This is a genomic window from Streptomyces roseicoloratus (genome assembly GCF_004117935.1).
GTDB lineage: Bacteria > Actinomycetota > Actinomycetes > Streptomycetales > Streptomycetaceae > Streptomyces > Streptomyces roseicoloratus.
Genome location: NZ_SDOY01000066.1, coordinates 1 through 22,330 on the forward strand (window position 1 = coordinate 1; position 22,330 = coordinate 22,330).

At 75.1% G+C, this 22,330-nt stretch carries 17 protein-coding genes; 7 read left to right on the forward strand and 10 right to left on the reverse strand.

Going from position 1 to position 22,330, the window contains the following annotated elements:
* Positions 1-62: 62 nt before the first annotated feature.
* Entirely contained in the window at positions 63-635 is a 573-nt protein-coding gene (locus tag ESG85_RS05725; protein ID WP_128976930.1) for an NUDIX domain-containing protein, read from the reverse strand.
* Between the two features lie 16 nt (positions 636-651).
* Between ESG85_RS05725 and ESG85_RS05730 the strand changes: the two genes are divergently transcribed.
* The 3 genes from ESG85_RS05730 (at position 652) to ESG85_RS05740 (ending at position 3,338) form a co-directional block, all read left to right on the forward strand.
* Positions 652-1,512 carry a M15 family metallopeptidase gene (locus ESG85_RS05730; protein ID WP_128976965.1) on the forward strand — a complete coding sequence of 287 codons (861 nt, stop codon included), beginning with the start codon at positions 652-654 and terminating at the stop codon, positions 1,510-1,512.
* A gap of 90 nt (positions 1,513-1,602) precedes the next feature.
* Positions 1,603-2,154 carry a Zn-ribbon domain-containing OB-fold protein gene (locus ESG85_RS05735; protein WP_128976931.1) on the forward strand — a complete coding sequence of 184 codons (552 nt, stop codon included), beginning with the start codon at positions 1,603-1,605 and terminating at the stop codon, positions 2,152-2,154.
* The gene (locus ESG85_RS05740; protein WP_181018973.1) at positions 2,151-3,338 is read left to right on the forward strand and encodes a lipid-transfer protein; all 1,188 of its coding nucleotides are present in this window, start codon (positions 2,151-2,153) and stop codon (positions 3,336-3,338) included. The genes ESG85_RS05735 and ESG85_RS05740 overlap by 4 nt, the downstream gene beginning before the upstream one ends.
* 28 nt (positions 3,339-3,366) lie before the next feature.
* On the opposite strand, the gene ESG85_RS05745 is transcribed toward ESG85_RS05740, so the two are convergent.
* Genes ESG85_RS05745 through ESG85_RS05760 form a run of 4 tightly spaced genes read right to left on the reverse strand, consistent with a single transcriptional unit; the run spans position 3,367 to position 7,546 of the window.
* Positions 3,367-3,978 carry a GTP-binding protein gene (locus tag ESG85_RS05745; RefSeq protein WP_128976932.1) on the reverse strand — a complete coding sequence of 204 codons (612 nt, stop codon included), beginning with the start codon at positions 3,976-3,978 and terminating at the stop codon, positions 3,367-3,369.
* On the reverse strand, positions 3,959-4,366 hold the full coding sequence (locus tag ESG85_RS05750) for a DUF742 domain-containing protein (protein ID WP_128976933.1): 408 nt from the start codon (positions 4,364-4,366) through the stop codon (positions 3,959-3,961). The genes ESG85_RS05745 and ESG85_RS05750 overlap by 20 nt, the downstream gene beginning before the upstream one ends.
* 16 nt (positions 4,367-4,382) lie before the next feature.
* Complete coding sequence (locus ESG85_RS05755; RefSeq protein WP_128976934.1) at positions 4,383-4,820, reverse strand: roadblock/LC7 domain-containing protein; 438 nt, start codon at positions 4,818-4,820, stop codon at positions 4,383-4,385.
* The gene (locus ESG85_RS05760; RefSeq protein ID WP_128976967.1) at positions 4,817-7,546 is read right to left on the reverse strand and encodes a sensor histidine kinase; all 2,730 of its coding nucleotides are present in this window, start codon (positions 7,544-7,546) and stop codon (positions 4,817-4,819) included. Before ESG85_RS05760 ends, ESG85_RS05755 begins: the two co-directional genes overlap by 4 nt.
* Positions 7,547-7,983: 437 nt before the next feature.
* Here ESG85_RS05760 and ESG85_RS05765 point away from each other — a divergent pair, with 437 nt between their 5' ends.
* Positions 7,984-8,343 (forward strand): hypothetical protein, encoded by a 360-nt coding sequence (locus ESG85_RS05765; RefSeq protein WP_342781150.1) that lies wholly within the window; start codon positions 7,984-7,986, stop codon positions 8,341-8,343.
* A 110-nt stretch (positions 8,344-8,453) separates the two neighbouring features.
* Here the strand turns inward: ESG85_RS05765 and ESG85_RS05770 are convergent, their stop codons facing one another.
* Genes ESG85_RS05770 through ESG85_RS05785 form a run of 4 tightly spaced genes read right to left on the reverse strand, consistent with a single transcriptional unit; the run spans position 8,454 to position 16,076 of the window.
* On the reverse strand, positions 8,454-13,178 hold the full coding sequence (locus ESG85_RS05770) for a coiled-coil domain-containing protein (protein ID WP_128976935.1): 4,725 nt from the start codon (positions 13,176-13,178) through the stop codon (positions 8,454-8,456).
* Between the two features lie 35 nt (positions 13,179-13,213).
* Complete coding sequence (locus tag ESG85_RS05775) at positions 13,214-14,107, reverse strand: hypothetical protein (RefSeq protein ID WP_128976936.1); 894 nt, start codon at positions 14,105-14,107, stop codon at positions 13,214-13,216.
* Complete coding sequence (locus ESG85_RS05780; protein WP_128976937.1) at positions 14,104-14,532, reverse strand: hypothetical protein; 429 nt, start codon at positions 14,530-14,532, stop codon at positions 14,104-14,106. The genes ESG85_RS05775 and ESG85_RS05780 overlap by 4 nt, the downstream gene beginning before the upstream one ends.
* The gene (locus ESG85_RS05785) at positions 14,529-16,076 is read right to left on the reverse strand and encodes a hypothetical protein (RefSeq protein WP_128976938.1); all 1,548 of its coding nucleotides are present in this window, start codon (positions 16,074-16,076) and stop codon (positions 14,529-14,531) included. Before ESG85_RS05785 ends, ESG85_RS05780 begins: the two co-directional genes overlap by 4 nt.
* Positions 16,077-16,417: 341 nt before the next feature.
* On the opposite strand from ESG85_RS05785, the gene ESG85_RS05790 reads away from it, so the two are divergent.
* Genes ESG85_RS05790 through ESG85_RS05800 form a run of 3 tightly spaced genes read left to right on the forward strand, consistent with a single transcriptional unit; the run spans position 16,418 to position 18,665 of the window.
* Complete coding sequence (locus tag ESG85_RS05790) at positions 16,418-17,182, forward strand: LamB/YcsF family protein (protein WP_128976939.1); 765 nt, start codon at positions 16,418-16,420, stop codon at positions 17,180-17,182.
* Positions 17,179-17,805, forward strand: coding sequence for a 5-oxoprolinase subunit B family protein (locus tag ESG85_RS05795; protein WP_128976940.1), 627 nt, complete (start codon positions 17,179-17,181; stop codon positions 17,803-17,805). The genes ESG85_RS05790 and ESG85_RS05795 overlap by 4 nt, the downstream gene beginning before the upstream one ends.
* A complete protein-coding gene (locus ESG85_RS05800; protein ID WP_128976941.1) occupies positions 17,802-18,665 on the forward strand; it encodes a 5-oxoprolinase subunit C family protein in 864 nt (287 codons plus the stop codon). Before ESG85_RS05795 ends, ESG85_RS05800 begins: the two co-directional genes overlap by 4 nt.
* A 66-nt stretch (positions 18,666-18,731) precedes the next feature.
* On the opposite strand, the gene ESG85_RS05805 is transcribed toward ESG85_RS05800, so the two are convergent.
* Positions 18,732-22,325, reverse strand: coding sequence for a hydantoinase B/oxoprolinase family protein (locus ESG85_RS05805; protein ID WP_128976942.1), 3,594 nt, complete (start codon positions 22,323-22,325; stop codon positions 18,732-18,734).
* Positions 22,326-22,330 lie beyond the last annotated feature (5 nt).

Below are 22,330 nucleotides of genomic sequence, written 5' to 3' on the forward strand. Positions count from 1 at the left end.
GGCGCGGGCAGCCCGGCGCGCGTGCGGACGCCCGGCGCGGGCACGGGCAGCACGGCCCGGGGTCATGCGTAGTCCCCCGCGAAGAAGCGGCGTACCGCCTCCGTGTGGAGCGGGAAGGCCAGTTCCTCGGGTGCCCGCAGCAGGTGGTGGCCGCTGGTCTCGTCCGTCGCGGCCGACGGCGGCAGGTCGGCTGCCGGGCGGGGCGGGAGCAGGCCGAAGACGAGGAGGTGGCCGGCCGGGGAGCTGAGGACGTCGGCGAGCCGTACGTCCTTCGCGGCGGCCTCGATGCCGGTCTCCTCGCGCAGTTCGCGTGCCACGGCCTCCCGCCAGTCCTCACCGAAGTCGACGAAGCCGCCGGGGAGGGCGACCCGCCCGGACTGCGGCGGGATGGTGCGGGTGATGACGACGAGCGCGGTGCCGTCGGTGTCGGTCACGGGCAGGAGGGCGACGGCGACCGGGAGCGGGTTGCGGTAGACGGTGAAGCCGCAGGCGGCACAGGTGCGCGGCCAGCCGGCCTCGGCCACGTGGCGGGCGCCGCAGGAGGAGCAGTGGGAGTGCGGGGCGAAGTCGGTCACGGGCCCGACCGTATGCGATCGTCTTTCCCGCCGCTGCCGGAACTGGTAGACGGTGCCCATGACAGGACTGAAGCGACTGACAGGACCCGCCTCCGCGCTCCGTGCTCTCGGCGCGTCGGCCTTCGCCGCGCTGCTCGCCGCCACCACCGTCGTTCCCGCCGCGCACGCCGCACCCACCGCACCCACCGGGCATGCCGCGCGTGCCGATGCCCTCCCCGCCGCGCCGGAGCCCAAGGCGCCGAAGGATTTCGTGGCGCTGGACCGGGTGGACCCGACGATCCTTCAGGACATGCGCTACACCACGGAGCACAACTTCGTGGGCGAGCCGATCGACGGCTACCGCCGGCCGGTGTGCATCCTGACGCGGCCGGCCGCCGAGGCTCTGCACCGCGCGCAGGCGCGGCTGCTCGCGAGGGGCTACACGCTGAAGGTGTACGACTGCTACCGGCCGCAGCGGGCGGTGGACCACTTCGTGCGCTGGGCGAAGGACCTGGACGACGAGCGGATGAAGAAGGAGTTCTATCCGCTGGTCGACAAGTCCCGGCTGTTCGCGGACGGTTACATCGCGGAGAAGTCCGGGCACAGCCGCGGTTCGACGGTGGACGTGACGGTCGTGCGGCTGCCCGCGGCGCCCACGGGGCCGTACGTGCCGGGCGGGCCCCAGGTGGAGTGCTTCCGACCGCAGGAGCAGCGCTTCCCGGACAACTCCCTGGACATGGGCACCGGTTTCGACTGCTTCGACACCCTGTCCCACACCGACGATCCGCGGATCCAGGGGGTGCAGCGGGCCAACCGCGACCTGCTGCGGGGTGCGCTGGCGGAGCAGGGCTTCGTCAACCTGCCCGAGGAGTGGTGGCACTTCACCTTCAAGCCCGAGCCGTACCCCTCGACCTTCTTCGACTTCCCTGTGGCCCGGCGGTCGGTGGCGGGGCACTGACGTCTTCCGCCGTCCGTCCGCCCGTGCCAGACTTCTGCCGCACACTTTCTGACGCATCGTCAGAACTCGCTTCGGAGTGAGGGGTGGCGGATGGCACGGACGCGCAGGCCCGTGGTGGCCGGATGGTTCACGGACGGCGACGCCGACGGCTCCACCGGTCGGACCGCCGACGGAACCGCCGGTTCCGACAAGACCGACGGGACCGGGGTGGCCGCCGCGCCGGTCCCGCACGCGGGGTTCCGGCTGCTCGGGACCCGGTGCACGGCCTGCGCCTCGGTCTTCTTCCCGCGCGAGGACGACTGGTGCCGCAATCCCGGCTGCCCCGGCGGCGAGCTGGTCGAGACGCCGCTGTCCCGGCGCGGCCGGGTCTGGTCGTACACCGACGGCCGCTACCGGCCGCCCGCGCCGTACGTCTCGGACCCGGACGCGCCCTGGGAGCCGTACACCCTGGTGGCGGTGGAGCTGGCGGCCGAGGCCATGGTGGTGCTCGGGCAGGCGGCACCGGGCGTGCGGACGGCCGATCTGGCGGTCGGCATGGAGGTCGAGGTCGTGCCGGGCGTCCTGCACGAGGATGCGGAGCACGTCTGGACGACCTGGCACTGGCGGCCGGTGGCCGACGGCAGCGGGGAGGCGGGCGCGTGACCGACGTCGCCGTGCTCGGGGCCGGAATGCACCCGTGGGGCAAGTGGGGCCGGAGCTTCGTGTCGTACGGGACGGCGGCCGCCCGGGCCGCGCTCGCCGACGCCGGGCTCGACTGGCGTGACGTCGGCTCGGTGGTCGGCGCGGACACCGTACGCGGCGGCTACCCCGGCTATGTGGCGGGGGCGACCTTCGCGAGGGCGCTCGGCTGGCAGGGCGCGCGGGTGACCAGCGTGTACGCGGCCTGTGCGTCCGGGGCGCAGGCGATCGGCACGGCGCGGGCGCAGATCCTCGCCGGGCTCGCGGACGTGGTGCTCGTGGTGGGCGCGGACGCGGCGCCGAAGGGTTTCTTCGCCCCGGCGGGCGGCGACCGTCCCGACGACCCGGACTGGCTGCGGTTCCGGGTGCTCGGGGCGACGAACCCCGCGTACTTCGGGCTGTACGCGCGCCGCCGGATGGCGCTGTACGGGGACACTCCCGAGGACTTCGCCCAGGTGAAGGTGAAGAACGCGGCGGCCGGCGCGCTCAATCCGCTGGCCCGCTACCGCACGCCGGTGAGCGCCGCGGAGGTGGCCGCGTCGGCGGTGGTCGCCGATCCGCTGCGGCTGCTCGACATCTGCGCGACGTCCGACGGCGGCGCGGCCCTGGTGCTGTCGAGCATGGGCTTCGCGCGGCGGCACGGGCACCCGGACCCGGTCCGGATCCGCGCGGTGTCCACGGTCACCCCGGTCTACCCGCGCACGGTGCTCGACCTGCCGGACGTCGCGACCGACTCGGCGGCGGCGGTCCCTGCGCCCCGGCGCTCCTTCCGCTCGTCGATCGCCCGCGCCGCGTACGAGGAGGCGGGGCTCGGTCCCGAGGAGCTGTCCCTGGCGGAGGTGTACGACCTGTCCACCGCGCTGGAACTGGAGTGGTACGAGGACATCGGGCTGTGCGCGCGGGGCGAGGGCGCCAAGCTGCTGCGGGAGGGCGCCACGGCGCTCGGCGGCCGGATCCCGGTCAACGCGAGCGGCGGGCTCGCGTCGTTCGGCGAGGCGGTGCCGGCGCAGGCGATCGCCCAGGTCTGCGAGCTGACCTGGCAGCTGCGCGGCACGGCGGGCGACCGCCAGGTCCCGGGTGCGAGGGCCGGGATCACCGCCAACCAGGGCCTGTTCGGCCACGGTTCGGCGGTGGTGGCGGTGCGCTGAGGCCCCGGCGGACGCCGGTGGGCGTCCGTCAGCCCGGTACCGGGGCCCGGTCCGGGCCGGCCAGGACCAGCGCGTGTTCGACGACCGCGACGAGGACGTTCTTGACCGACTCGCGGTCGCGGGCGTCGCAGAGCACCAGCTCCACCTCGGGGTCGAGGTCGAGCGCGCCCCTCACCGCCTCCGGCGGGTAACGGCGGGCGCCCTCGAAGCAGTTGACGGCGACCGTGAACGGGATGCCGCGCCGCTCGAAGTAGTCGATGGCGGCGAAGCTGTCCTCCAGGCGCCGCGTGTCGGCGAGCACGACCGCGCCGAGCGCGCCCTGGGCGAGCTCGTCCCACAGGAACCAGAAACGGTCCTGTCCCGGAGTGCCGAAGAGGTAGAGGACGAGGTCCTCGCGCAGGGTGATCCGGCCGAAGTCCATGGCGACGGTGGTGGTCGACTTGGCCTCGACGCCGTGCAGGTCGTCGACCGGCCGTCCCGCCTCGCTCAGGATCTCCTCGGTCCGCAGCGGCCGGATCTCGCTGACCGAGCCGACCAGGGTGGTCTTACCGACCCCGAAGCCGCCGGCGACCAGGATCTTCAGCGTCACCGGCTCGACCGGCGGCTGCCTGCGGCTGGAACTAGAGCGCCCGAAGGCCATTGATCACCTCGCGAAGGATGCTCACGTCCGGCAGCTCGGCCGGCGGAACGGGGCGGGTCACGTGTACGAGCTCGTCGTCCACGAGGTCGCCGACGAGGACCCGTACCACCCCGACGGGGAGGTCGAGTCCTGCGGCGAGTTCGGCGATCGACTGCGGCTGCTCGGAGCAGCGCTCGACGATCTCCACGTGCTCGGGGGACAGCGTCTGGTCGCGGCCCGGGTCGTCGGCGGCCGGCTCGGGCACCACCAGCGCGATCAGGTCGAGCCGGTGGCGGGTCGCGGCGCTGGTGCGGCCGCGGGTCATCGCGTACGGGCGGACCACCGGGCCCGCCTCGTCGTCGAACCAGCGGGCGGCCGGCGCCTCGCGGGACTGGTCTGCTTCGGTCATGCCGTCCCCCCTTCCCTCATCCTCCGGTGGGCAGCCCGGTCCGGGGCGCCGTGGCGAGGTGGGCGCCGACCCGCTTGACCATGAGGGTCATCTCGTAGGCGACCTGGCCGACGTCCGAGTCGGCGTCGGCGAGCACGGCGAGGCAGCTGCCGTCGCCCGCGGCGGTGACGAAGAGGAAGGCGTCCTCGAGTTCGACCACGGTCTGCCGGACCCTGCCCGCCTCGAAGTGGCGGCCGACGCCCTTGGCGAGGCTGTGGAAGCCGGAGGCGACCGCGGCCAGGTGCTCGCCGTCCTCGCGCGAGAGGTCCTGCGAGGCGCCGGTGGGCAGGCCGTCGCTGGAGAGCACCAGGGCCTTGCGGATGGAGCCGACGCGCTGGACCAGTTCGTCGAGGAGCCAGTTGAGCTCCCCGTTGCCGTGGGCGGAGCTGTGGGCTGCGGCGTTCGGTGCGGTCATCGACCGTCCCCCTCGGGTGTCGTTCCTGGTGCTGTCGATTCGGCGTTCTGCCGGCGGCCGCGCTGCCAGCCTCGCTGCATCGAGGCCATGCGGCTGCGCACCTCCTCGGCGTCGCGCTCGAAGGAGTCGGCTCCGTCGGCGGCGGCCGGTGCGGCCGGGCCGGCCGGCTGGTCGCCGGGGCCGTCTCCGGTGGCCCGCAGCTGCGGGGCGAGGCTGGCCTGCCGTACGCGGCGGGGCAGCCCGGCGAACGGCGCCGGGCCGTCCTCCTCGGGTACGGGTACGAGCGTGGGTCCGGGACGGACCCGGGCGAGCTCCATGGTGTCGTCGGTCCTGGCGCCGCCGGGGGCGGCCTCGTCGGAGGGCGCGCCGGCGGGACGGGTGCGGTCCTCCTCGTCGAGGCGACGGCCGTGGTCGACGATCAGCGTCGGCGGGCGGCGGCGGGGCAGCGCCACGGACCGGGCGGGCGTGTCGTCGTCGCGGTCGCCGCCGTTGCGGCCGCCGGAGTGGACCGGGGCCTGCTGGTGCTGCTCTCCGCGGCGGCGGTGTTCGCGGGCGCGGAACAGTCCGCCGCGCTCGCTGTCGGTGTCGAGGAGGTCGGCGGCGCCGAGGAGTCCGGCGAAGCCGTCGGAGTCCAGCGGGGCCTCCAGCTCGACGGGGCCGTCGAGGAGGGAGCCCGCGGGTTCGAGGGCAGGGTCGGGCACCTTGGTGAGGGCGCGGCGCCGGGACGGCAGGCCGTCCGCGGTGCCGCCGTCGTGGTCGAGCGCGACGCGGTCGAGGTGCGGCCGCTCCGGGCTCTTGCGGTCCAGACGGAAGCCCGCGCCCTGGGTCTCGGGGGCGTCGGTGAGCAGCGCCGCCGGGATGAACACGACGGCGGTGGTGCCGCCGTACGGCGAGGGCTGCAGCGAGACGCGGACGTTCTGGCGCTGGGCGAGCCGGCTGACCACGAACAGGCCGAGCCGGTCGGTGTCGGAGAGTTCGAACTCGGGCGTCTCGGCGAGCCGGAGGTTGGCGTCGAGCAGCGCGTCGGGGTTCATGCCGAGGCCTCGGTCGTGGATCTCCAGGGTGAAGCCGTTGGCGACGCGCTCGCCGAGCACCTGCACGGCGGTGTGCGGGGGCGAGAAGACGGTGGCGTTCTCGAGGAGTTCGGCGATGAGGTGGGTGAGGTCGGCGACGGCGGGGCCGCCGACGCCGAGCCGGGGCAGTCGGCGGACCTCGATGCGCTCGTAGTCCTCGACCTCGGCGACGGCGGCGCGGACCACGTCCATGAGCTGGACGGGCTTGCGCCACTGGCGGGAGGGCGCGGCGCCGGAGAGGATCACGAGGCCCTCGGCGTGGCGGCGCATGCGGGTGGTGAGGTGGTCGAGCCGGAACAGGTCGGCGAGCTCCTCGGTGTCCTCGGTGCGGCGCTCCATGGTGTCGAGGAGGGTGAGCTGGCGGTGCAGCAGGACCTGGTTGCGGCGGGCGAGGTTGACGAACACCTCGGAGACGCCGCGGCGCAGGTCGGCCTGCTTGACCGCAGCCTCGACGGCGGCGCGCTGGAGGGTGTTGAGGGCCTGGCCGACCTGGCCGACCTCGTCGTCGCCGTAGCGCAGGTGCGGCACCTCGGTCTCGACGTCGACGTGTTCGCCGGCGGCGAGGCGGCGCATGACGCTGGGCAGCCGGACGCCGGAGACCTCCTGGGCCTCCTTGCGCAGCAGGCGCAGGTCGCGGACGAGTTCGCGGCCGATGCGGACCGAGACGATGACGGAGACGAGGAGGGCGACGAAGCCGAGGACGCCGGCGATGCCGGCCTTGAGGAGCACGCTGTACGCGACGGGCTGGACGCGGTCCTTGTAGCGGTCGCCGGCGGCGGTGTTGTCGCGGGCCAGGTCGTCGAGGACGGGGGTGGCCTGCTCCTGCCAGCGGTCGGCGGTGACGGAGCCCGGGCGGTCGGTGGCGCCCTGGGCGATGAACGCCTCCTCGGCCTTGCGCAGCGCCGCGGTCTTCGCGCCGGACCAGTACTTCTCGAAGCGGACGCGCTCGGATCCGGGCAGGATCTCCAGGTTGGTCAGGTAGAGCACCCTGCGGCCCGCGACGAGCTCGGTGACGGCGCGGGCTTCCTGGGCGGTGACGCGTCCGGCGATGAGCGCGGAGACGACGAGGGCGTCCTCGCGGGAGAGGAGTTCGCGGGCTCGGGTGACGCCGACGAGGGCGCGGCCCTGCTTGTCCATCTCGACGTTCTCCAGGGCGTGGAGCGTCATGAGGAAGCTGTAGGCGGGGTCGACGAGCCGGTTGTAGAAGTCGAGGGCCTGCATGCGGCCGATGCTGCGGTTCTCCACGGAGCGGCGCAGCGAGGAGAGTTCGTCGAAGGCGGCGAGCAGGGAGTTGAGGCGCTGGGTGGTGACGGGGGTCATCTCGCCGCGCACGCCGGGGTCGGCGGCGTTGCGCCGGATCAGCGCGATCTGCCGGTCGGTGGCCTCGCGTTGCTCGCGCAGGTCGGTGAGGGCGTTCACGGCTCGCGGGTCGGCGAGGTAGACGAGGGACTGCCGGCGTTCCTTCTGGAGGACGCGGGCGGTGTCCTCGACGGGGTAGCCGACCTTGTCGACGATGTAGCTGACGTCCAGGAGTTGGCGGGCCTCGCGTCCGGTGAGGACGGTGGAGAAACCCCAGAGGCCGGTGAGGGAGACGAGCGGCACGAGCAGCAAGGCCACGATCTTCCTGCGGATGGACTTCCCGCGAAAGCGCATGGCCTCCCCCAGCTCGGCCTCCGCGGCCACGGAGGTCTTCACGTCGTCACGCCCGGCGTCAACACGCGGCGTCAACCTTCAGTTTCAACAAACGGCGGCGCGAGCCTACTACTGCATCACGGCCATCTCGAAGATGCGTCCGGGCGATTTTCAGCCGGTCGAGTGAGTGTTGATCATGAGATGTCCCGGTATTCGGGGAGTTGGGTTCCGGCAGTGTGGCGTAGGACACCCGGCAGTCGGGGTTTCGCCGCCTCCGGACAGATGGCTGGAAGTGTGCGTTCCGCAAGGGCGCGGGGGAGGGCGCGAAGGGTACCCCGGCGAAACCTTTTCCCGCTGTCGTACGTCATTCTGTACCGGGGAGGGTTGTGTCCGCGTAAAGCGACGCAAGACGGGCAGCAGCCACCCTGGAGACGTCGGTGGTGGGGAGAGACAGCGCGATGGAACACGAGGCGCGGCCGGTGCGGCAGTTGTGGGTGGAGGACGAGAAGGGCCGGCGGCGGATGCCGGATCCGGTGCGCAGGGCCGCGGTGCGGGCCGTGCTGATCACGTCGGTGACGCTGATTCAGGCGATGGTCGCCTTCTTCTGTTCGGTGTCGGGGTCCTGGCTGGCGTTCCCGATGACCGTCACGACCCTGGCGGGCGCCGTGGTGGCGACCTGGAGCGTGCTCGACGTGTGGATCACCCGTCAGGTGTGGCGCCAGCGCAACGGGGTGGTGTCCGAGCCGAGCAGCGCGGTGCGCGCCCCGCGCCGCGAGCGGCGCCGGGGGGAGCACACGCCCCTGTCGGAAGCGGCCTGAGGCCTTCGCGGCGGCGGACGGGAAGGGCCCGCCCCCCGGACGGCGGTTTCCAGGGGGCAGGCCCTTCCCGTTCGCCGCCGCGACCACGGGCGCCGGCGGTCGCGGGACCGCTACTGCTCGACGGTCACCGGCGCGGTGTCCGCCGGCGTACGACGGAACACCCGGGTCGCCGTGATCTCGCCGTGGATGGTCTCGCCCTCCGGGCTCGGCTGCGGCAGACCGGGCCGCAGGTGCTCCTCCACGCTGATGTACTTCAGGCCCGCCCGCAGGTCGGCGTCGTTGCGCAGCCGGATGACCAGCGGGAACTCGGCGAGCGCCGTGGTGTCGAACAGGCCCGTGGTGTACAGCAGCTGGACGCCGAGCGCGTCCGACACCGCCCGCTGGAGCTCCAGCAGATACGTGGCGTTCGCGCGGCCGATGGGGTTGTCGAGGAACAGCGTCCCCGCGTGCCGGTGCTTGTCCCGGCCCCGGTCGTTGGAGCGCAGCGCGGCCATCGTGCAGTAGAGCGCGATGGCGGCGGTCAGCAGCTGGCCGCCCGAGAACACGTCGCCCATCTGACCGACGGGCACCCGCTCGGCGCGCAGCACCGCGTCCGGCTTCAGGATCTCCACGGCGACGCCCTTCGGTTCGAGGGCGGCCTGCACACCGCGGAGCAGCAGGGACATGCCGTCGCGGCGCAGGTCGGAGTTCTTCTTCAGGGCCGCGCGGGTCGCCTCGTCGACGACCTCGCCGAGGCGCTCGGTGAGCGTGGCCTGGTCGGGCTCCTCGAAGCGGATCCGCAGGAACTCCTGCCCTGACCACTCCCCCAGGCCCTCGGGCAGCCGGGACAGCCGCTGCGCGGAGCGCAGCGTGGCGAGCGCGGACTCGACCAGGCCGCGCAGCCGGTCCACGATCGAGTCGCGGTTGCGCTCCAGCTGCGCCAGCTCGTCGGTGAGCACGCGCAGCCGCGGCGCGAAGGCCTCGGCCCACTTGGCGGCGTGCTCGGGCAGCGCGGCGGCGGGCAGTTCGCGGATCTGCTGCCGGGCCGGGGTGCGGACCTGCTCGTAGCGGGTGGAGTTGGCGTGCCGTACGAGGATGTCGCCGGCCTCGCGGACGGCGGCGTCGGCTGCCGACAGGTCGGCGGCGCAGCCGCGCAGCGAGCGGCGGGCCTCCGCCGCCGAGGTACGGGCCTCGGCCAGCGGGCCCGGGTACGGCTCGGGCTCCTCCTGCTCCTCCTCCGGGTGGTCACGGAGCAGGTCGCGCAGGAGCGCGGCGGTCTCGTCGAAGCCGCCGGCCGCGTCCTCGGCGGCCCGGTGGGCCTGGAGCAGACCGGTGTGCGCGGCGCGCGCGGCCTCCAGGGCGTCGGTGCGGGCGGCGAGTTCGGAGGTGGCGGTGCGGAGCAGGGCCTGGGCCTGCTCGGCGTCGGCCGGGACCAGCTCCTCGGGCAGCTCGGTGTGCGCCTCGCCGTCCTCGGGGGCCAGGCGCTCGGCCTCGCCGCGGAGCCGGCCGAGCTTCTCGCTGGCCTCGGAGGCGCGCGTCTCCAGCTTCTGCACGAGGGCTTCGGCGCGGGCGGCGGCGGCCTGCCGGGACGGGCCGTCGGCGCCGTCGGTGGACTCCAGGAGCTGCTCGGCGCGGGTGCGGACCTTGTTGGTGAGCCGGTCCAGTTCGGCGAGGGCGGCGGACTCGTCGCTCTCCGCGCGGGCCTGCTCGGCACGCAAGTCGGCGCCGACGCCGACCTTCTCGTACACCTGGGAGGCGGCCCGGTAGGCCTCGCGGAGGGTGGGCAGCGCGGTGCGCGGCGCGTCGGCGTCCTCCTCCGGCAGGTTCTCGGGAGCGCCGGCGATCTCGGCGCGCTCGGCGCGCAGCGCGCGGGCGGTGCGGTGGGCGTCGTCGGCGGCGCGCTGGGCGGCGCGGCGGTCCTCGTCGGCGGCGCGGGCCCGTTCCAGGCAGGTCTGGGCGCGTGCCTCGCACTCGGTGGCCTCGTCGGCGAGCTCGCGCAGCTTCGCCTGCCAGGCGGAGCGTTCGCGCAGGCGGAAGGCGAGACCTGCGAGGGCGTCGGCGACGCGGCGGGCGCGCTGGGCGGCCTCCTGGCGCTCGTCGCGGACCCGGGTGGCGTCGGCGGCGGCCTCGTCGGCCTCGGCCCGTACCGTACGGGCTTCGGCGAGGGCTGCTTCGGCGGCCTCGGCGGCGGTGCGGGCGGAGGCGGAGGCGGCCGCGAGCTCGGTGAGCATGCCGGGCGGGCAGTCGGCGCGCCAGGCGCCGATCCGGGCGGCGAGGGAACGGTCGCCGGTGAGCCGGGCGGCGAGGGTACGGATCTCCTCGTCGCGGGCGGCGGCCCGGGCGCGCAGCGCCTGGCGCTCCTCGTCGGCGGCGTGCTCGTCGTGCATGGCCGGGTTCGGCGGGACGAGGAAGACGTCGCCGTCCTGGCCCGCGCCGGGATCGGGTACGGGCGCGAGCAGCGCGGCGGCGGTGCCGACGGCGACGGTGGAGCGGGGCAGCAGGGCGGCGCCGCTGAGCACCTCGCGGGCCCGGGTGTACGAGACGGGGTCGGTGATGACGACGCCGTCGACCAGTTCGGGGCGGGCGGCGAGGACGGCGGCGTGGTCGGCCGGGTCGACTGCCTGGGCGAGGTAGCGCCAGCCGGGCAGGGCCGGGATGCCGTGCTCGCCGAGGTACTCGACGGTGGCGAGGACGTCCGGGCCGGGCGGCAGCAGGCCGCCGTCGCCGAGGGCGCCGAGGATGCGGTTGTCGTCGGCGGCGGCCGTGCGCAGGTCGAAGAGCTGGCGCTCGGCGGAGGCGATGGACCGGTCGAGCAGTCCGCGCAGTTCGTCGGCGTAGCGGTCGAAGTCGGTGACGGTGAGGGGCCCCTGGGGCCGGTGGGCGTCTGCCTGCGCGCCGGAGGCGGGAGCGGAGCCGGCGCCGCTCCCGGCACCGTGGTCGGTGGTGCCGGTGGTGCCCTCCGAGTCCCGGGTGCCGGAGCGCTGGCCCGGCAGGGCGGACGGGCCCGGCGTCTCCGGCAGGCTGAGGAGCTCGGCGAGGCGCGGGTCGGTGGCGAGGGACTCGGCGGCGCGGCGCTCGGCGTCGTAGGCGTTCTCGGCGGCCTCGGCCGCGTCGGCGGCGCGGGCGGCGGCGAGTTCGGCACGCGACTCGGCGGCGGCGGCCTCGCGGGCGCGTTCGGTGGCGGTGCGGGCGGCCTCGCGGGCGGCGTCCCAGGCGGCGACGGTGGTCTTCTCGGCGTCACTGGCGGCGAGCGCGGCTCGGGCCGGGTCGGCGTCGGGCGCGGTGTCGTCGAGCCAGCCGGCCCGGACGGCCTCGGCGGTCTCCTGCTCGACCTCGGCGAGCCGCTGGCGCAGGTGGCCGGCCTCGCTGCGGGCGCGCTGGGCCTCGGTGGCGGCGGCGGTGGCGTCGCGGTGGGCGGCCTCGCCGGCTTCCTGGAGGGCGGCGGAGCGCTCCTCCTCCTCGGCGGCGTGCCGCTCGCCCTCCTCGGCGGCCGCGGCGAGCGCGCGGACGAGGTCGGCGGCGGCCTTGGCGCGGGCGGCGAGGGCCGGGGCGGCGTCCCGCTCGGCCTCGCGGATGGCGGCGGCGACGCGCGCGGAGCGGTCGCTCGCGGCGCGGTGGCGGAGCACGGACTCGGCGGCCTGCCACGCGGAGTGGAGGGTGCGGGCGTCGGTCAGCTCGCGGCGCTGGGCCGCGGCGCCCTTCTCGGCGGCGGCCAGGGCGAGCGAGGCGTGCCGGAAGGCGAGTTCGGAGGCGATCAGGGCGCTGCGGCCGCGGGCGGTCTCGGCCTCGGAGACGGCGTGGGCGGCGGAGGTGACCTGCTGGGCGAGTTCGGCGGCGCGGCCTCGTTCGGCGGCGGCGCGGGCGGAGAGCCGGCGGGCGAGGGTGCGGGTGCGGCGCTCGGCTCCGGTGTGGACGTCGCGGGCGCGGGCGCGGGTGCCGGCGGCCTCGACGATGCGGTTCAGGAGGTCGACGGAGCCGGCGGTGAAGTCGCGCTCGGCGGTGAGTTCGGCGCGCCGGCCGAGCTTGTTGCCGAATCCGCTGACCAGGTCGGCCAGGCCGTCGGTGTCACGGGTGTCGGTGACGGCGCGCAGCAGCAGGTCGGTGAAGTCGGAGTCCTTCTTGACCGCGAAGAGGCCGGCGGCCTCGCCCTCGTCGGCGTTCATCTCCCGCTGGTAGCGGAAGAGTTCGGGGTCGAGGCCCAGGTCGCCGAGGTGCTCGTTCCAGCGGTCGTGGATCTCCTCCCAGTACACCTCCAGGTGCGGGTAGGCCTTGCCGGCCTCGGTGATCGCGTCGCGGAAGCCCTTCATGGTGCGGCGGCGTCCGCTGGCGCCGGAGGCGCCCTCGACGGACGGGCGGACCGCGGTGGCCTCGGCGACCGGGAGGTTGTCGAGGCTGAGTCCGGGGCCGGGGCGGAAGGAGTACCAGGCCTCGGCGAACTTGCGCGGGTCGTTGGACACCTGGCGGCCGCGCCACTCGCTGACCTTGCCGACGACGACCAGCTCGCCGGTGAGGGTGTGCTGCCACTCCAGGGCCACGTGACCGCAGTCGTCGGCGAGCAGGAACTTGCGGAGCACGCCGGAGCTGGCGCCGCCGAGGGTGTTGCGGTGGCCCGGGAGCATCACGGAGAAGATCAGCTTCAGCAGGACGGACTTGCCGCCGCCGTTCTCCAGGAAGAGGACGCCGGCGGGCGCGGGCCGGCGCGGCGGGCCGACGGGCTCCTCCTCGAAGAACTCCGCCTGGGTGGGCGCGGGGCGGGGCACCGGCGCGCCGACTCCGCGCAGGTCCAGGACGGTGTCGGCGTAGCGGGCACCGGCCGGGCCGATGGAGTAGAGGCGTACCCGGGACAGCTCGTACATGGGGCGGACTCTCGTCGTCTCTCTGGTGGCTCGGGTCAGGCGTGGAAGGGCAGGCCGGCGTCGGCGGCGATCTCCAGGTCGTCGCCCTCGGGCGGCGGCAGGAGGGTCGCGGAGCCGTCGCTGACGGGGACGACGCCCAGCTCGAGGAGTTCGGCCAGGGCGGCGCTGCCCGCCATGTCGCGGACCTGGAGCTGGTAGCGGGCGGTGGTGCGGTAGGAACCGCCGGACTCGTCGCCGGTGCGCTGGAGGAAACCGGAGTCGGTGAGGAAGGCCACGGCCTTGCCCACGATGCCGGTGGTGGAGCCGGCGAGGCGGCGGGCGTCCTTGGTGGCGCCGGTGGCGCTGCGGCGGGCGTAGATCCGCCAGGCGGCCTCCAGGCCGGGCGCGTCGGTCTCCGGGTCGGTGTTCTCGCCCTGCTCCTCGGCGCGCTCCTCCAGGCGGCGGCAGGCCTGCCGTACGAAGGCGTCGACGCCGTTCACGGTGAGGCGGCCGATGTAGCCGTCGTCGGCGAGGTCCTCCGGGCGGGGGAAGGCCATGGCGGCGACGGCGAGGTGGGCGAGGCCGTGCAGGAAGCGGTCGGCGGAGTCGGTGGAGGCGCGGCGGGCGTAGTCGCCCATGCGGACGGCGAAGACGGAGTCCTCGCCGGCGGTCACGGCCATGCCGGCCCGCGGCGAGACCTCCAGGACGACGAGGCCGAGACCGGTGGCGACGGCGTCGGCGAGCCGCGCGAAGCCGGGGTCCTCGCGGTAGCGGCGGAGCAGCTCCGCGTACTCGGCGTCGCGGGCGGGCAGCAGCTTGGGCTGGAGGCCGAAGGACACGAGCCGCGCGGCGTCGGCGGCGTCGGCGGGCGTGAGGGCGGTGGGCGCCGCCGCCCGCGGGGCCTCGGGCTCGCTCCACGCGTCGGTGTGCTCGACGTGGTGTTCGCTCACGGCTGGGGCTCCTCGGGGCGGTGCTGCTGCGTCGGTGCGGCGGGGTCGGGCGGGGACAGGGGCAGGCGTACGGGGGTGACGGCGAGGGCCGGCGCGGCGACCGCGGCAGGCGCGACGGGCTCGGGCGCGGCGGCGGGCCGTCCGCTCCCGGGCAGCGGCACGGCCCGGACGAACGGCCGTCTCGGGTCCGCGGGCGCGGGAGCGCCGGTCTCGACGGTGCCCACGCGGGGTCCGTCGGCGGCCGGCTCCTGGGCCTCGACGGCCGGCCGTGCCACGGTGACCCGCGCGACGCGGGGGCCGGGTGCCCGGCCGGGGGCCGCGTCGGCGGCGGGGCCGGTGTCGTCGCCGCGCCGTGCCGGTGGCACGGCGGTCGGCGGTTCCGCCTCGTCGGCGGGGCCGGTCGCCGGGGAGCTCGGGGCCGTCACGAGGCCTCCGTGCGGTCGGCCGCCATGCCCTGGGCGTCCAGGAGGGCGGTGCCCACGATGAGGTCGGCGCCGCCGAACTCGGGGTCGTCGAGGGGCGTGCCGTCGTCGACGGCGAACAGCAGCCGCTCCTCGCCCTGCCGGTAGGCGGTGCCGACCGGCGGGCTGGCGGCGTGGACGGCGAGCAGGGTGACGAGGTAGGCGAGGTCGGGGTCGCCGCCGCGGCGGGCTTCGGCGAGGAGGCCGGAGAGCCGTCGCGGGGCGTCGTGTTCGAGATCGAGCAGCTCCATGGCGGCGGCCAGCTGTTCCTCGCTGAAGCGGCTGTCGTCGGGGGTGGCGATGAGGTCGGGTTCGGGCATCTCGGCGCCGAGGTGCTGGCGCTCCACGGGCGGGGTGAGGAGCAGGTCGACGAGGTCGCCGACGCGGACGGAGGCGGGGGTGCGCAGTCCGGTGCCGTGGGCGAAGAAGGCGTCGGTGACCTTGGTGGCCTGCTCGACGGGGAGCGGCAGGAGGGGGGCGACCAGCTGCCCGTACAGGTCGAGGCCGGTGTACGAGGTGGGTGCGGCGAAGGCCTGGCGGTCCTGCTCGGCGCGGAAGAGCGGCCCGGCCTCCAGGAGGCGGGACTGGAGCTGGGTGTGGCGCCGGATGCAGTCCTTGACGATGTCGACGAGCTCGGCGGCGCGGCGCTTGTGCTCGGCGGTCTTGGCGTCGGTGGCGGCCTCGGCCTCGTCGCGTGCCTTGCGGATGTTGGTGAGGATCGCGTTCTCGTGGCGGTAGCGGTCGGCGACGTGGTCGAGCGCCTCGGCGATCATGTCGGGGACGGTCTGGAGCCAGTCGACGGCGCGGACGTTGCGCCGGGTGGCCTCCAGGGTCTTGCGGAGGGTCTCCGCGTACTGCACGGTCCGGTAGCGGGCCTGCTCGGCGGCGAGCTGCGCGTCGGCGAGGCGGCCGCGGCTGATCAGGACCTCCAGCTTCACCTCGGCGGCGATCTGGGCGCTGGTGACGTCGGTGTCGAGGGCGCCGACGAGGACGTTGACGGCCTCGTCGGTGGTGCGCAGGTAGATGCCGCCCCCGTAGCCGGGGACCTCTTCGATGAGTTTGAAGTCGTAGTCGCGACGCGTGTAGACGCCGTCGGTGCCGAAGGTGCCGTAGACGGCGCGGAAGCCGCGGTCGACGCTGCCGACGTTGATCAGGTTCTCCAGGACCCAGCGGGCGACCCGCTCGTGCTCGGCGGCGGGGCGCTCGGGGGCCTGGGCGGCGACGCGGGGCAGCAGCCTGGCGATTATCTGCTCGCTGTCGGCGCCGGTGTCGAAGTCCATGTTGAGGGTGACCAGGTCGATCGCGGCGAGGGCGACCTCGGCCATCGCGTAGACCGAGTACTCGCCGGCCAGGTTGGCCTTGCGCGCGTCGAGGTCGTGCAGCGGGGCGGTGCACGCGAGCGCGCGAAGCCGCCGCGCGAGCCCCTCGTCGGCGGCCGGGCCCTGCGCGGGGCGCGGCCCCGCGCTGAGCTGGGGCGGAGCGAGGTCCGTCGAGGCAGGCGAAGTCACGGTGCACAGAGTAGGTCCTCGCACTGACACCGGTCGAAACGGCGCCAATACGACCGCCTTCACACGCCCTGCCGCTTCCCTCTGCCGCGCGGTCCTCGGCGCGCGGTCCTCGGCGCGCGGTCCTCGGCGCGCGGCTTCGCACGCGCCGACGGCGGTGTGCCGCCGCCCCTCCCACGGGGCGACCGGAAGCTCCCGGGTTCCCTGTCCGGGATCTCCCGGTTCCTTCTGAGGTACGGCTCGTCCCAGGGCGTGGACGACGGCGTTGTCGGATGGTCGGACGATCCCTACATTGAACGACGCCGCGCCGCCCCACCGCGCGGGACACGGAAGGACGACCCCTCATGACCCTGGTCTCCATGGACCTCAACGCCGACCTCGGCGAGGGCTTCGGACGCTGGACGCTCACCGACGACGAGCGGCTGCTGTCCGTGGTGACCAGCGCCAACGTGGCCTGCGGCTTCCACGCGGGAGACGCGGCGACGATGCGGCGGGTGTGCGCGCTCGCGGCGGAGCGCGGGGTACGGATCGGGGCCCAGGTCTCCTACCGTGACCTGGCGGGCTTCGGGCGGCGTGCCATGGACGTGCCGGCGGACGAGCTGGCCGCGGAGGTCGCGTACCAGATCGGCGCCCTGGAGGTGTTCGCCCGCGCGGCCGGCGCCGCCGTGGCGTACGTCAAACCGCACGGCGCCCTCTACAACCGGGTCGTGCACGACGAGGATCAGGCGGCGGCGGTCGTGGCCGGGGTGCTGCTGGCGTCGGCCGGTCTCCCGGTGCTCGGTCTGCCCGGTTCGCGGCTGCACGAGGCCGCGGGGAAGGCCGGGCTGCCCGTCGTCGGCGAGGCGTTCGGCGACCGGGCGTACCGGTCGGACGGCAGCCTGCTGCCGCGCGGGCAGGAGGGCGCCGTCCTGCACGAGCCGGACGAGGTGGTGGAGCGGTCGGTTTCCATGGCCCGGTCCGGTGTCGTGACCGCGCACTGCGGACGGCCGGTGCCGGTACGGGCCCGCTCGCTGTGTCTGCACGGCGACACGCCCGGCGCCGTGGACCTCGCCCGCCGGGTGCGTTCCGGTCTGGAGTCGGCCGGTATCCGGGTCGAGGCGTTCGCGTGAACGCCCGCGAGGTGTTCCGGGCCGGCGAGCACGGGCTGCTCGTCGAGCTGGGGAGCGGTGAGGCGACGGAGGCCTTCCACGCGGAGCTGCTGCGCCGCCGCGAGGCGGGCACGCTGCCCGTCGTCCGGGAGATCGTGCCGGCGGCGCGGACGGTGCTGCTCGACGGAGTGGCCGACCCGGGCAGGCTGGCGGCCGAGCTGCGCTCCTGGGACGTTCCGGAGCTCCACGCGCGCGTGGCGGCGGCCGTGGAGCTGCCGGTGCGCTACGACGGCCCCGACCTGGCCGGGGTCGCCGCGCTGTGGGGCGTGTCGGTGGAGGCGGCCGTGCGGATCCACGCGGCCACCGAGTTCCGGGTGGCGTTCTGCGGCTTCGCCCCGGGCTTCGGCTATCTGACCGGTCTCGGCCCGCGGTACGAGGTGCCGCGCCGGGCCACCCCGCGCACCGCGGTGCCGGCCGGTTCGGTCGCCCTGGCGGGCCCGTACACCGGGGTGTACCCGCGGTCCTCGCCGGGTGGCTGGCAGCTGGTCGGCACGACGGACGCGGTGCTGTGGGACACCGGCCGCGAGCCCGCCGCGCTGCTGTCGCCCGGGACACGGGTGCGGTTCACGGCGGTGGACCGATGACCGACCGTGCCGTCGCGGTCGTCCGGGCCGGGGCGCTGACCACCGTGCAGGACCTGGGGCGGCCGGGCCACGCCCATCTGGGCGTGCCGCGCTCGGGGGCGCTGGACCCGGGTGCGGTCCGGCTCGTCAACCGGCTGCTCGGCAACGACGAGGGTGCCGCCGTCCTGGAGACCACGCTGACCGGGTGCGCGGTGCGGCCGCGCCGCGCGGTGACGGTGGCGGTGGGCGGCGCGCCGTGTCCGGTACGGGTGGACGGCCGGCCCGTGGCCTGGGGCGCTGCGGTGCGGATGGGCGCCGGACGGCTCCTGGAGGTGGGCGCGGCCGTCCGCGGGCTGCGCTCGTACGTGGGGTTCGGCGGCGGGATCGCCGTCGAACCGGTGCTCGGCAGCCGCTCCACCGACCTGCTGTCCGGGCTGGGGCCGGAGCCGCTGGCGGACGGGGCGGTGCTGCCGCTGGGAGCGGCCCCGGTCGTACGGGGAGCGGTCGACGCCCCGCCCTGGCCGGGGCCGCCGGACGAACTGGTCCTGCGTGTCCGGCTCGGTCCGCGCGACGGCTGGTTCACGCCGGGCGCGCTGGAAGCGTTCGCCACGCGCGTGTGGCGGGTGTCCCCGGCGAGCAACCGCATCGGGCTGCGCACCGAGGGGCCCGCCCTGGAGCGTGCCGTGGCGGGTGAACTGCCCAGCGAGGGCATGTCCCTGGGCGCGGTGCAGGTGCCGCCGGACGGCCGGCCGGTGGTCTTCCTCGCCGACCATCCCACGACCGGCGGCTATCCGGTCGTGGCCGTCGTCCGTGAGCGGGACCTGGCGGCAGCGGCGCAGGCGGTGCCGGGAACGCCGGTGCGTTTCGTCCCGTTCCGCTGACGAGCCGTTGACGAGCCGCTGACGAGCCGTCCGGCTGACGACGGGATGCACGGCTGACAACCCGGTTCACAGGGGCGGCGGGCCGTAGCCTCCGCCGCCGGGGGTGCGGACGACGAGGACGTCGCCCGGGCCGACGTCCGTGGTGTCCACGCCCGCGAGGCGGTCGACGGTGCCGTCGGCGCGCTCGACGGCGTCGGCGCCGAGCGCGCCCGGTTCGCCGCCCGCCATGCCGTAGGGCGGGACGCGGCGGTGGCCGGCGAGCAGGGTCACCGTCATGGGTTCGAGGAAGCGGATGCGGCGTTCGACGCCCGCGCCGCCGTGCCGGCGGCCCCTGCCGCCGCTGTTCTCCCGGATCGTGAACGCGTCGATCCGGACCGGGTGGCGCCACTCCAGGATCTCGGGGTCGGTGAGCCGGGAGTTGGTCATGTGGGTCTGCACGGCGTCGGCGCCGTCGAAGCCCTCGCCGGCACCGGAGCCGCTGGCGATCGTCTCGTAGTACTGCACGCGGTCGTTGCCGAAGGTGAGGTTGTTCATCGTGCCGGAGCCCTCGGCCTGGACGCGGAGGGCCGCGTAGAGGGCCCCGGTGACGGCCTGGGAGGTCTCCACGTTGCCGGCGACCGTCGCGGCGGGGTGGACGGGCGCGAGCATCGAGCCGGGCGGGACGCGCACGTCGAGGGGTTCCAGGCAGCCGCTGTTGAGCGGGATGTCGTCGTCGACGAGGGTGCGGAACACGTACAGGACGGCGGCCATGACCACGGACGTCGGCGCGTTGGTGTTGCCGGGGCGCTGCGGGGAGGTGCCGGTGAAGTCGAGGACGGCGGCGCGCCGTTCGCGGTCCACGGTGACGGTCACCTGGATGACGGAGCCGTCGTCGGTCTCGTAGCGGCAGGAGCCGTCGCGCAGGCCGGCGACGATGCGGCGGACGGACTCCTCGGCGTTGGCACGCACGTGCCGCATGTAGGCGTGGACGACGTCGAGGCCGAACTGGTCCACCGTCCCGCGGAGTTCCTCGATGCCCTTCTCGTTGGCGGCGATCTGGGCGCGCAGGTCGGCGATGTTGGTGTCGGGGTCGCGCGAGGGGTACGGGGCGCCCGTGAGCAGGGCGCGGGTCTCGGCCTCGCGGAGCCGTCCGTCGCGGACGAGCAGCCAGTTGTCGAACAGGACGCCCTCCTCGTCGACGGTGCGGCTGAAGGCGGGCATGGATCCGGGGGTGATGCCGCCGATCTCCGCGTGGTGACCGCGCGAGGCGACGAGGAACAGCAGCCGGGTTCCGGTGTCGTCGAAGACCGGGGTGACGACGGTGACGTCGGGCAGGTGGGTGCCGCCGTGGTAGGGATCGTTGATGGCGTACACGTCGCCGGCGCGCAGCTCTCCCTCGTTGCGCCGCAGCACCTCCTTGATGGACTCGCCCATGGAGCCGAGGTGGACGGGGATGTGGGGCGCGTTGGCGATGAGGTTGCCGTCGGGGTCGAAGACGGCGCAGGAGAAGTCGAGCCGCTCCTTGATGTTGACGGAGCGGGCGGTGTTCTCCAGGCGCACGCCCATCTGCTCGGCGATCGCCATGAAGAGGTTGTCGAAGACCTCCAGCAGGACGGGGTCGACGTCGGTGCCGGCGGCCGTGCGCGCGGGGCGGGGCGTGACGCGCCGCAGCAGGAGGTGGCCGGTGTCCGTGGCGGTGGCCCGCCAGCCCGGTTCGACGACGGTGGTGGCGTCGGCCTCGGCGAGGATCGCGGGGCCGTCGACGGCGTCACCGGGGCGCAGGTCCTCGCGGCGGTGCAGCGGTGTCGGGGCGGGTGCTCCCTCGCTGTACGCGGTGACCGTGTCCCGGGGCGTGAGGCCGCCCTCTCGTGCGCCTCGCGGGACGACGACGGGCCCGTGTGGTCCCGCTCTGCCGACGGCCTCCACGGAGACGGCCTCGACGACGAGCGGCGCGTCCGTGGTGAAGCCGTAGCGCTTCCGGTGAAGGGCTGTGAACGCGGTTTTCATCTCTTCCGGCGTGGTGAGCGGCACCGCGAGGCCGGCGTCGGTGCCGGCGTAACGCAGCAGCACGCGCGCGTGGGTGGTGATCGCTTCGTCGGGCAGTCCGTCGGCGCGCAGGTCCTCGCGGGTGTGGCCGGCGAGTTCGTCGCGGAGCCGGGTGACGGTCTCCGCGGTGTCCGGGGCGTCGAGCGCGGCCTCGACGGACCGCTCGCGCATGGCGGTGGCGTCGGCGAGCCCGATCCCGTACGCGGAGAGGACGCCGGCGAGCGGGGGTACGAGGACGGTGCCGATGCCCAGCGCGTCGGCGACGGCGCAGGCGTGCTGGCCGCCGGCGCCGCCGAAGCTGGTGAGGGCGTAGCGGGTGACGTCGTGGCCGCGCTGCACGGAGATCTTCCTGACCGCGTTCGCCATGTTGAGGACGGCGATCTCCAGGAAGCCGGCCGCGACCTGCTCGGGGGTGCGGTCGCCGCCGGTCTCGGCGGCGAGGGCGGTGAAGCGCTCGCGGACGATCCCGGCGTCGAGCGGCTGGTCCCCGTGTTCGCCGAACACGGCCGGGAAGTGCGCGGGCTGGATGCGGCCGAGCATCACGTTGGCGTCGGTCACCGTGAGCGGGCCGCCGCGGCGGTAGCAGGCGGGGCCGGGAACGGCGCCGGCGGAGTCGGGACCGACGCGGTAGCGCCGGCCGTCGTAGTGGAGCACGGAGCCGCCGCCGGCGGCGACGGTGTGGATGCTCATCATCGGGGCCCGCATCCGCACCCCGGCGACCTGGGTGCCGAGTTCGCGCTCGAACTCGCCCGCGTAGTGCGAGACGTCGGTGGACGTGCCGCCCATGTCGAAGCCGATGACCCGTTCGTGCCCGGCCTGCCGCGAGGTCCGGGCCATCCCGACGACCCCGCCCGCCGGGCCGGACAGCACGGCGTCCTTGCCGCGGAAGTGCGCGGCCTCCCGCAGCCCGCCGTTGGACTGCAGGAACATCAGGCGGATGCCGGCGAGTTCGCGGGCGACCTCGTCGACGTACCGGCGCAGGATCGGCGAGAGGTAGGCGTCGACGACGGTGGTGTCGCCGCGCGGGACGAGCTTGATCAGCGGGCTGACCTCGTGGGAGCAGCTGACCTGGGTGAAGCCGGCGGCGCGGGCGAGTTCGGCGACCCGGAGTTCGTGGTCGGGACGCCGGTAGGCGTGGAGCAGGACGACGGCGGCGGAGCGCAGCCCGTCGCGGTGGGCGGCGGCCAGGGCGGTGACGACCGCGGCCTCGTCGAGCGGGGTGACGACGTCGCCGCGGGCGTCGACCCGTTCGGGAACCTCGGCCACGCGCGCGTACACCGCCTCGGGCAGCACGATGTGGCGGTCGAAGATGCGGGGGCGGTTCTGGTAGGCGATGCGCAGGGCGTCACGGAAGCCGGCGGTGACGAGCAGGAGGGTGGGCTCGCCGCGGCGCTCCAGGAGGGCGTTGGTGGCGACGGTGGTGCCCATCTTGACCACGGCGATCCGCTCGGCGGGGACCGGTTCGCCGGGTGCGAGGCCGAGGAGGAGCCGGATGCCGGCGACGGCGGCGTCGTGGGGTCGGGCAGGGTCGTGCGAGAGCAGCTTGCGGGTGACCAGCCGGCCGTCGGGCCGTCGCCCGACGACGTCCGTGAAGGTGCCGCCCCGGTCGATCCAGAACTCCCAGCGTCCGGTCATGTCCT

What these genes read in the sequence shown, in the direction of transcription:
- ESG85_RS05770 (WP_128976935.1), bottom strand. Translation starts at nt 13,178, where the DNA reads ATGTACGAGCTGTCCCGGGTACGCCTCTACTCCATCGGCCCGGCCGGT.
- ESG85_RS05765 (WP_342781150.1), top strand. Translation starts at nt 7,984, where the DNA reads ATGGAACACGAGGCGCGGCCGGTGCGGCAGTTGTGGGTGGAGGACGAG.
- ESG85_RS05745 (WP_128976932.1), bottom strand. Translation starts at nt 3,978, where the DNA reads ATGGCCTTCGGGCGCTCTAGTTCCAGCCGCAGGCAGCCGCCGGTCGAG.
- ESG85_RS05800 (WP_128976941.1), top strand. Translation starts at nt 17,802, where the DNA reads ATGACCGACCGTGCCGTCGCGGTCGTCCGGGCCGGGGCGCTGACCACC.
- ESG85_RS05725 (WP_128976930.1), bottom strand. Translation starts at nt 635, where the DNA reads ATGGGCACCGTCTACCAGTTCCGGCAGCGGCGGGAAAGACGATCGCAT.
- ESG85_RS05755 (WP_128976934.1), bottom strand. Translation starts at nt 4,820, where the DNA reads ATGACCGCACCGAACGCCGCAGCCCACAGCTCCGCCCACGGCAACGGG.
- ESG85_RS05750 (WP_128976933.1), bottom strand. Translation starts at nt 4,366, where the DNA reads ATGACCGAAGCAGACCAGTCCCGCGAGGCGCCGGCCGCCCGCTGGTTC.
- ESG85_RS05805 (WP_128976942.1), bottom strand. Translation starts at nt 22,325, where the DNA reads ATGACCGGACGCTGGGAGTTCTGGATCGACCGGGGCGGCACCTTCACG.
- ESG85_RS05760 (WP_128976967.1), bottom strand. Translation starts at nt 7,546, where the DNA reads ATGCGCTTTCGCGGGAAGTCCATCCGCAGGAAGATCGTGGCCTTGCTG.
- ESG85_RS05735 (WP_128976931.1), top strand. Translation starts at nt 1,603, where the DNA reads ATGGCACGGACGCGCAGGCCCGTGGTGGCCGGATGGTTCACGGACGGC.
- ESG85_RS05790 (WP_128976939.1), top strand. Translation starts at nt 16,418, where the DNA reads ATGACCCTGGTCTCCATGGACCTCAACGCCGACCTCGGCGAGGGCTTC.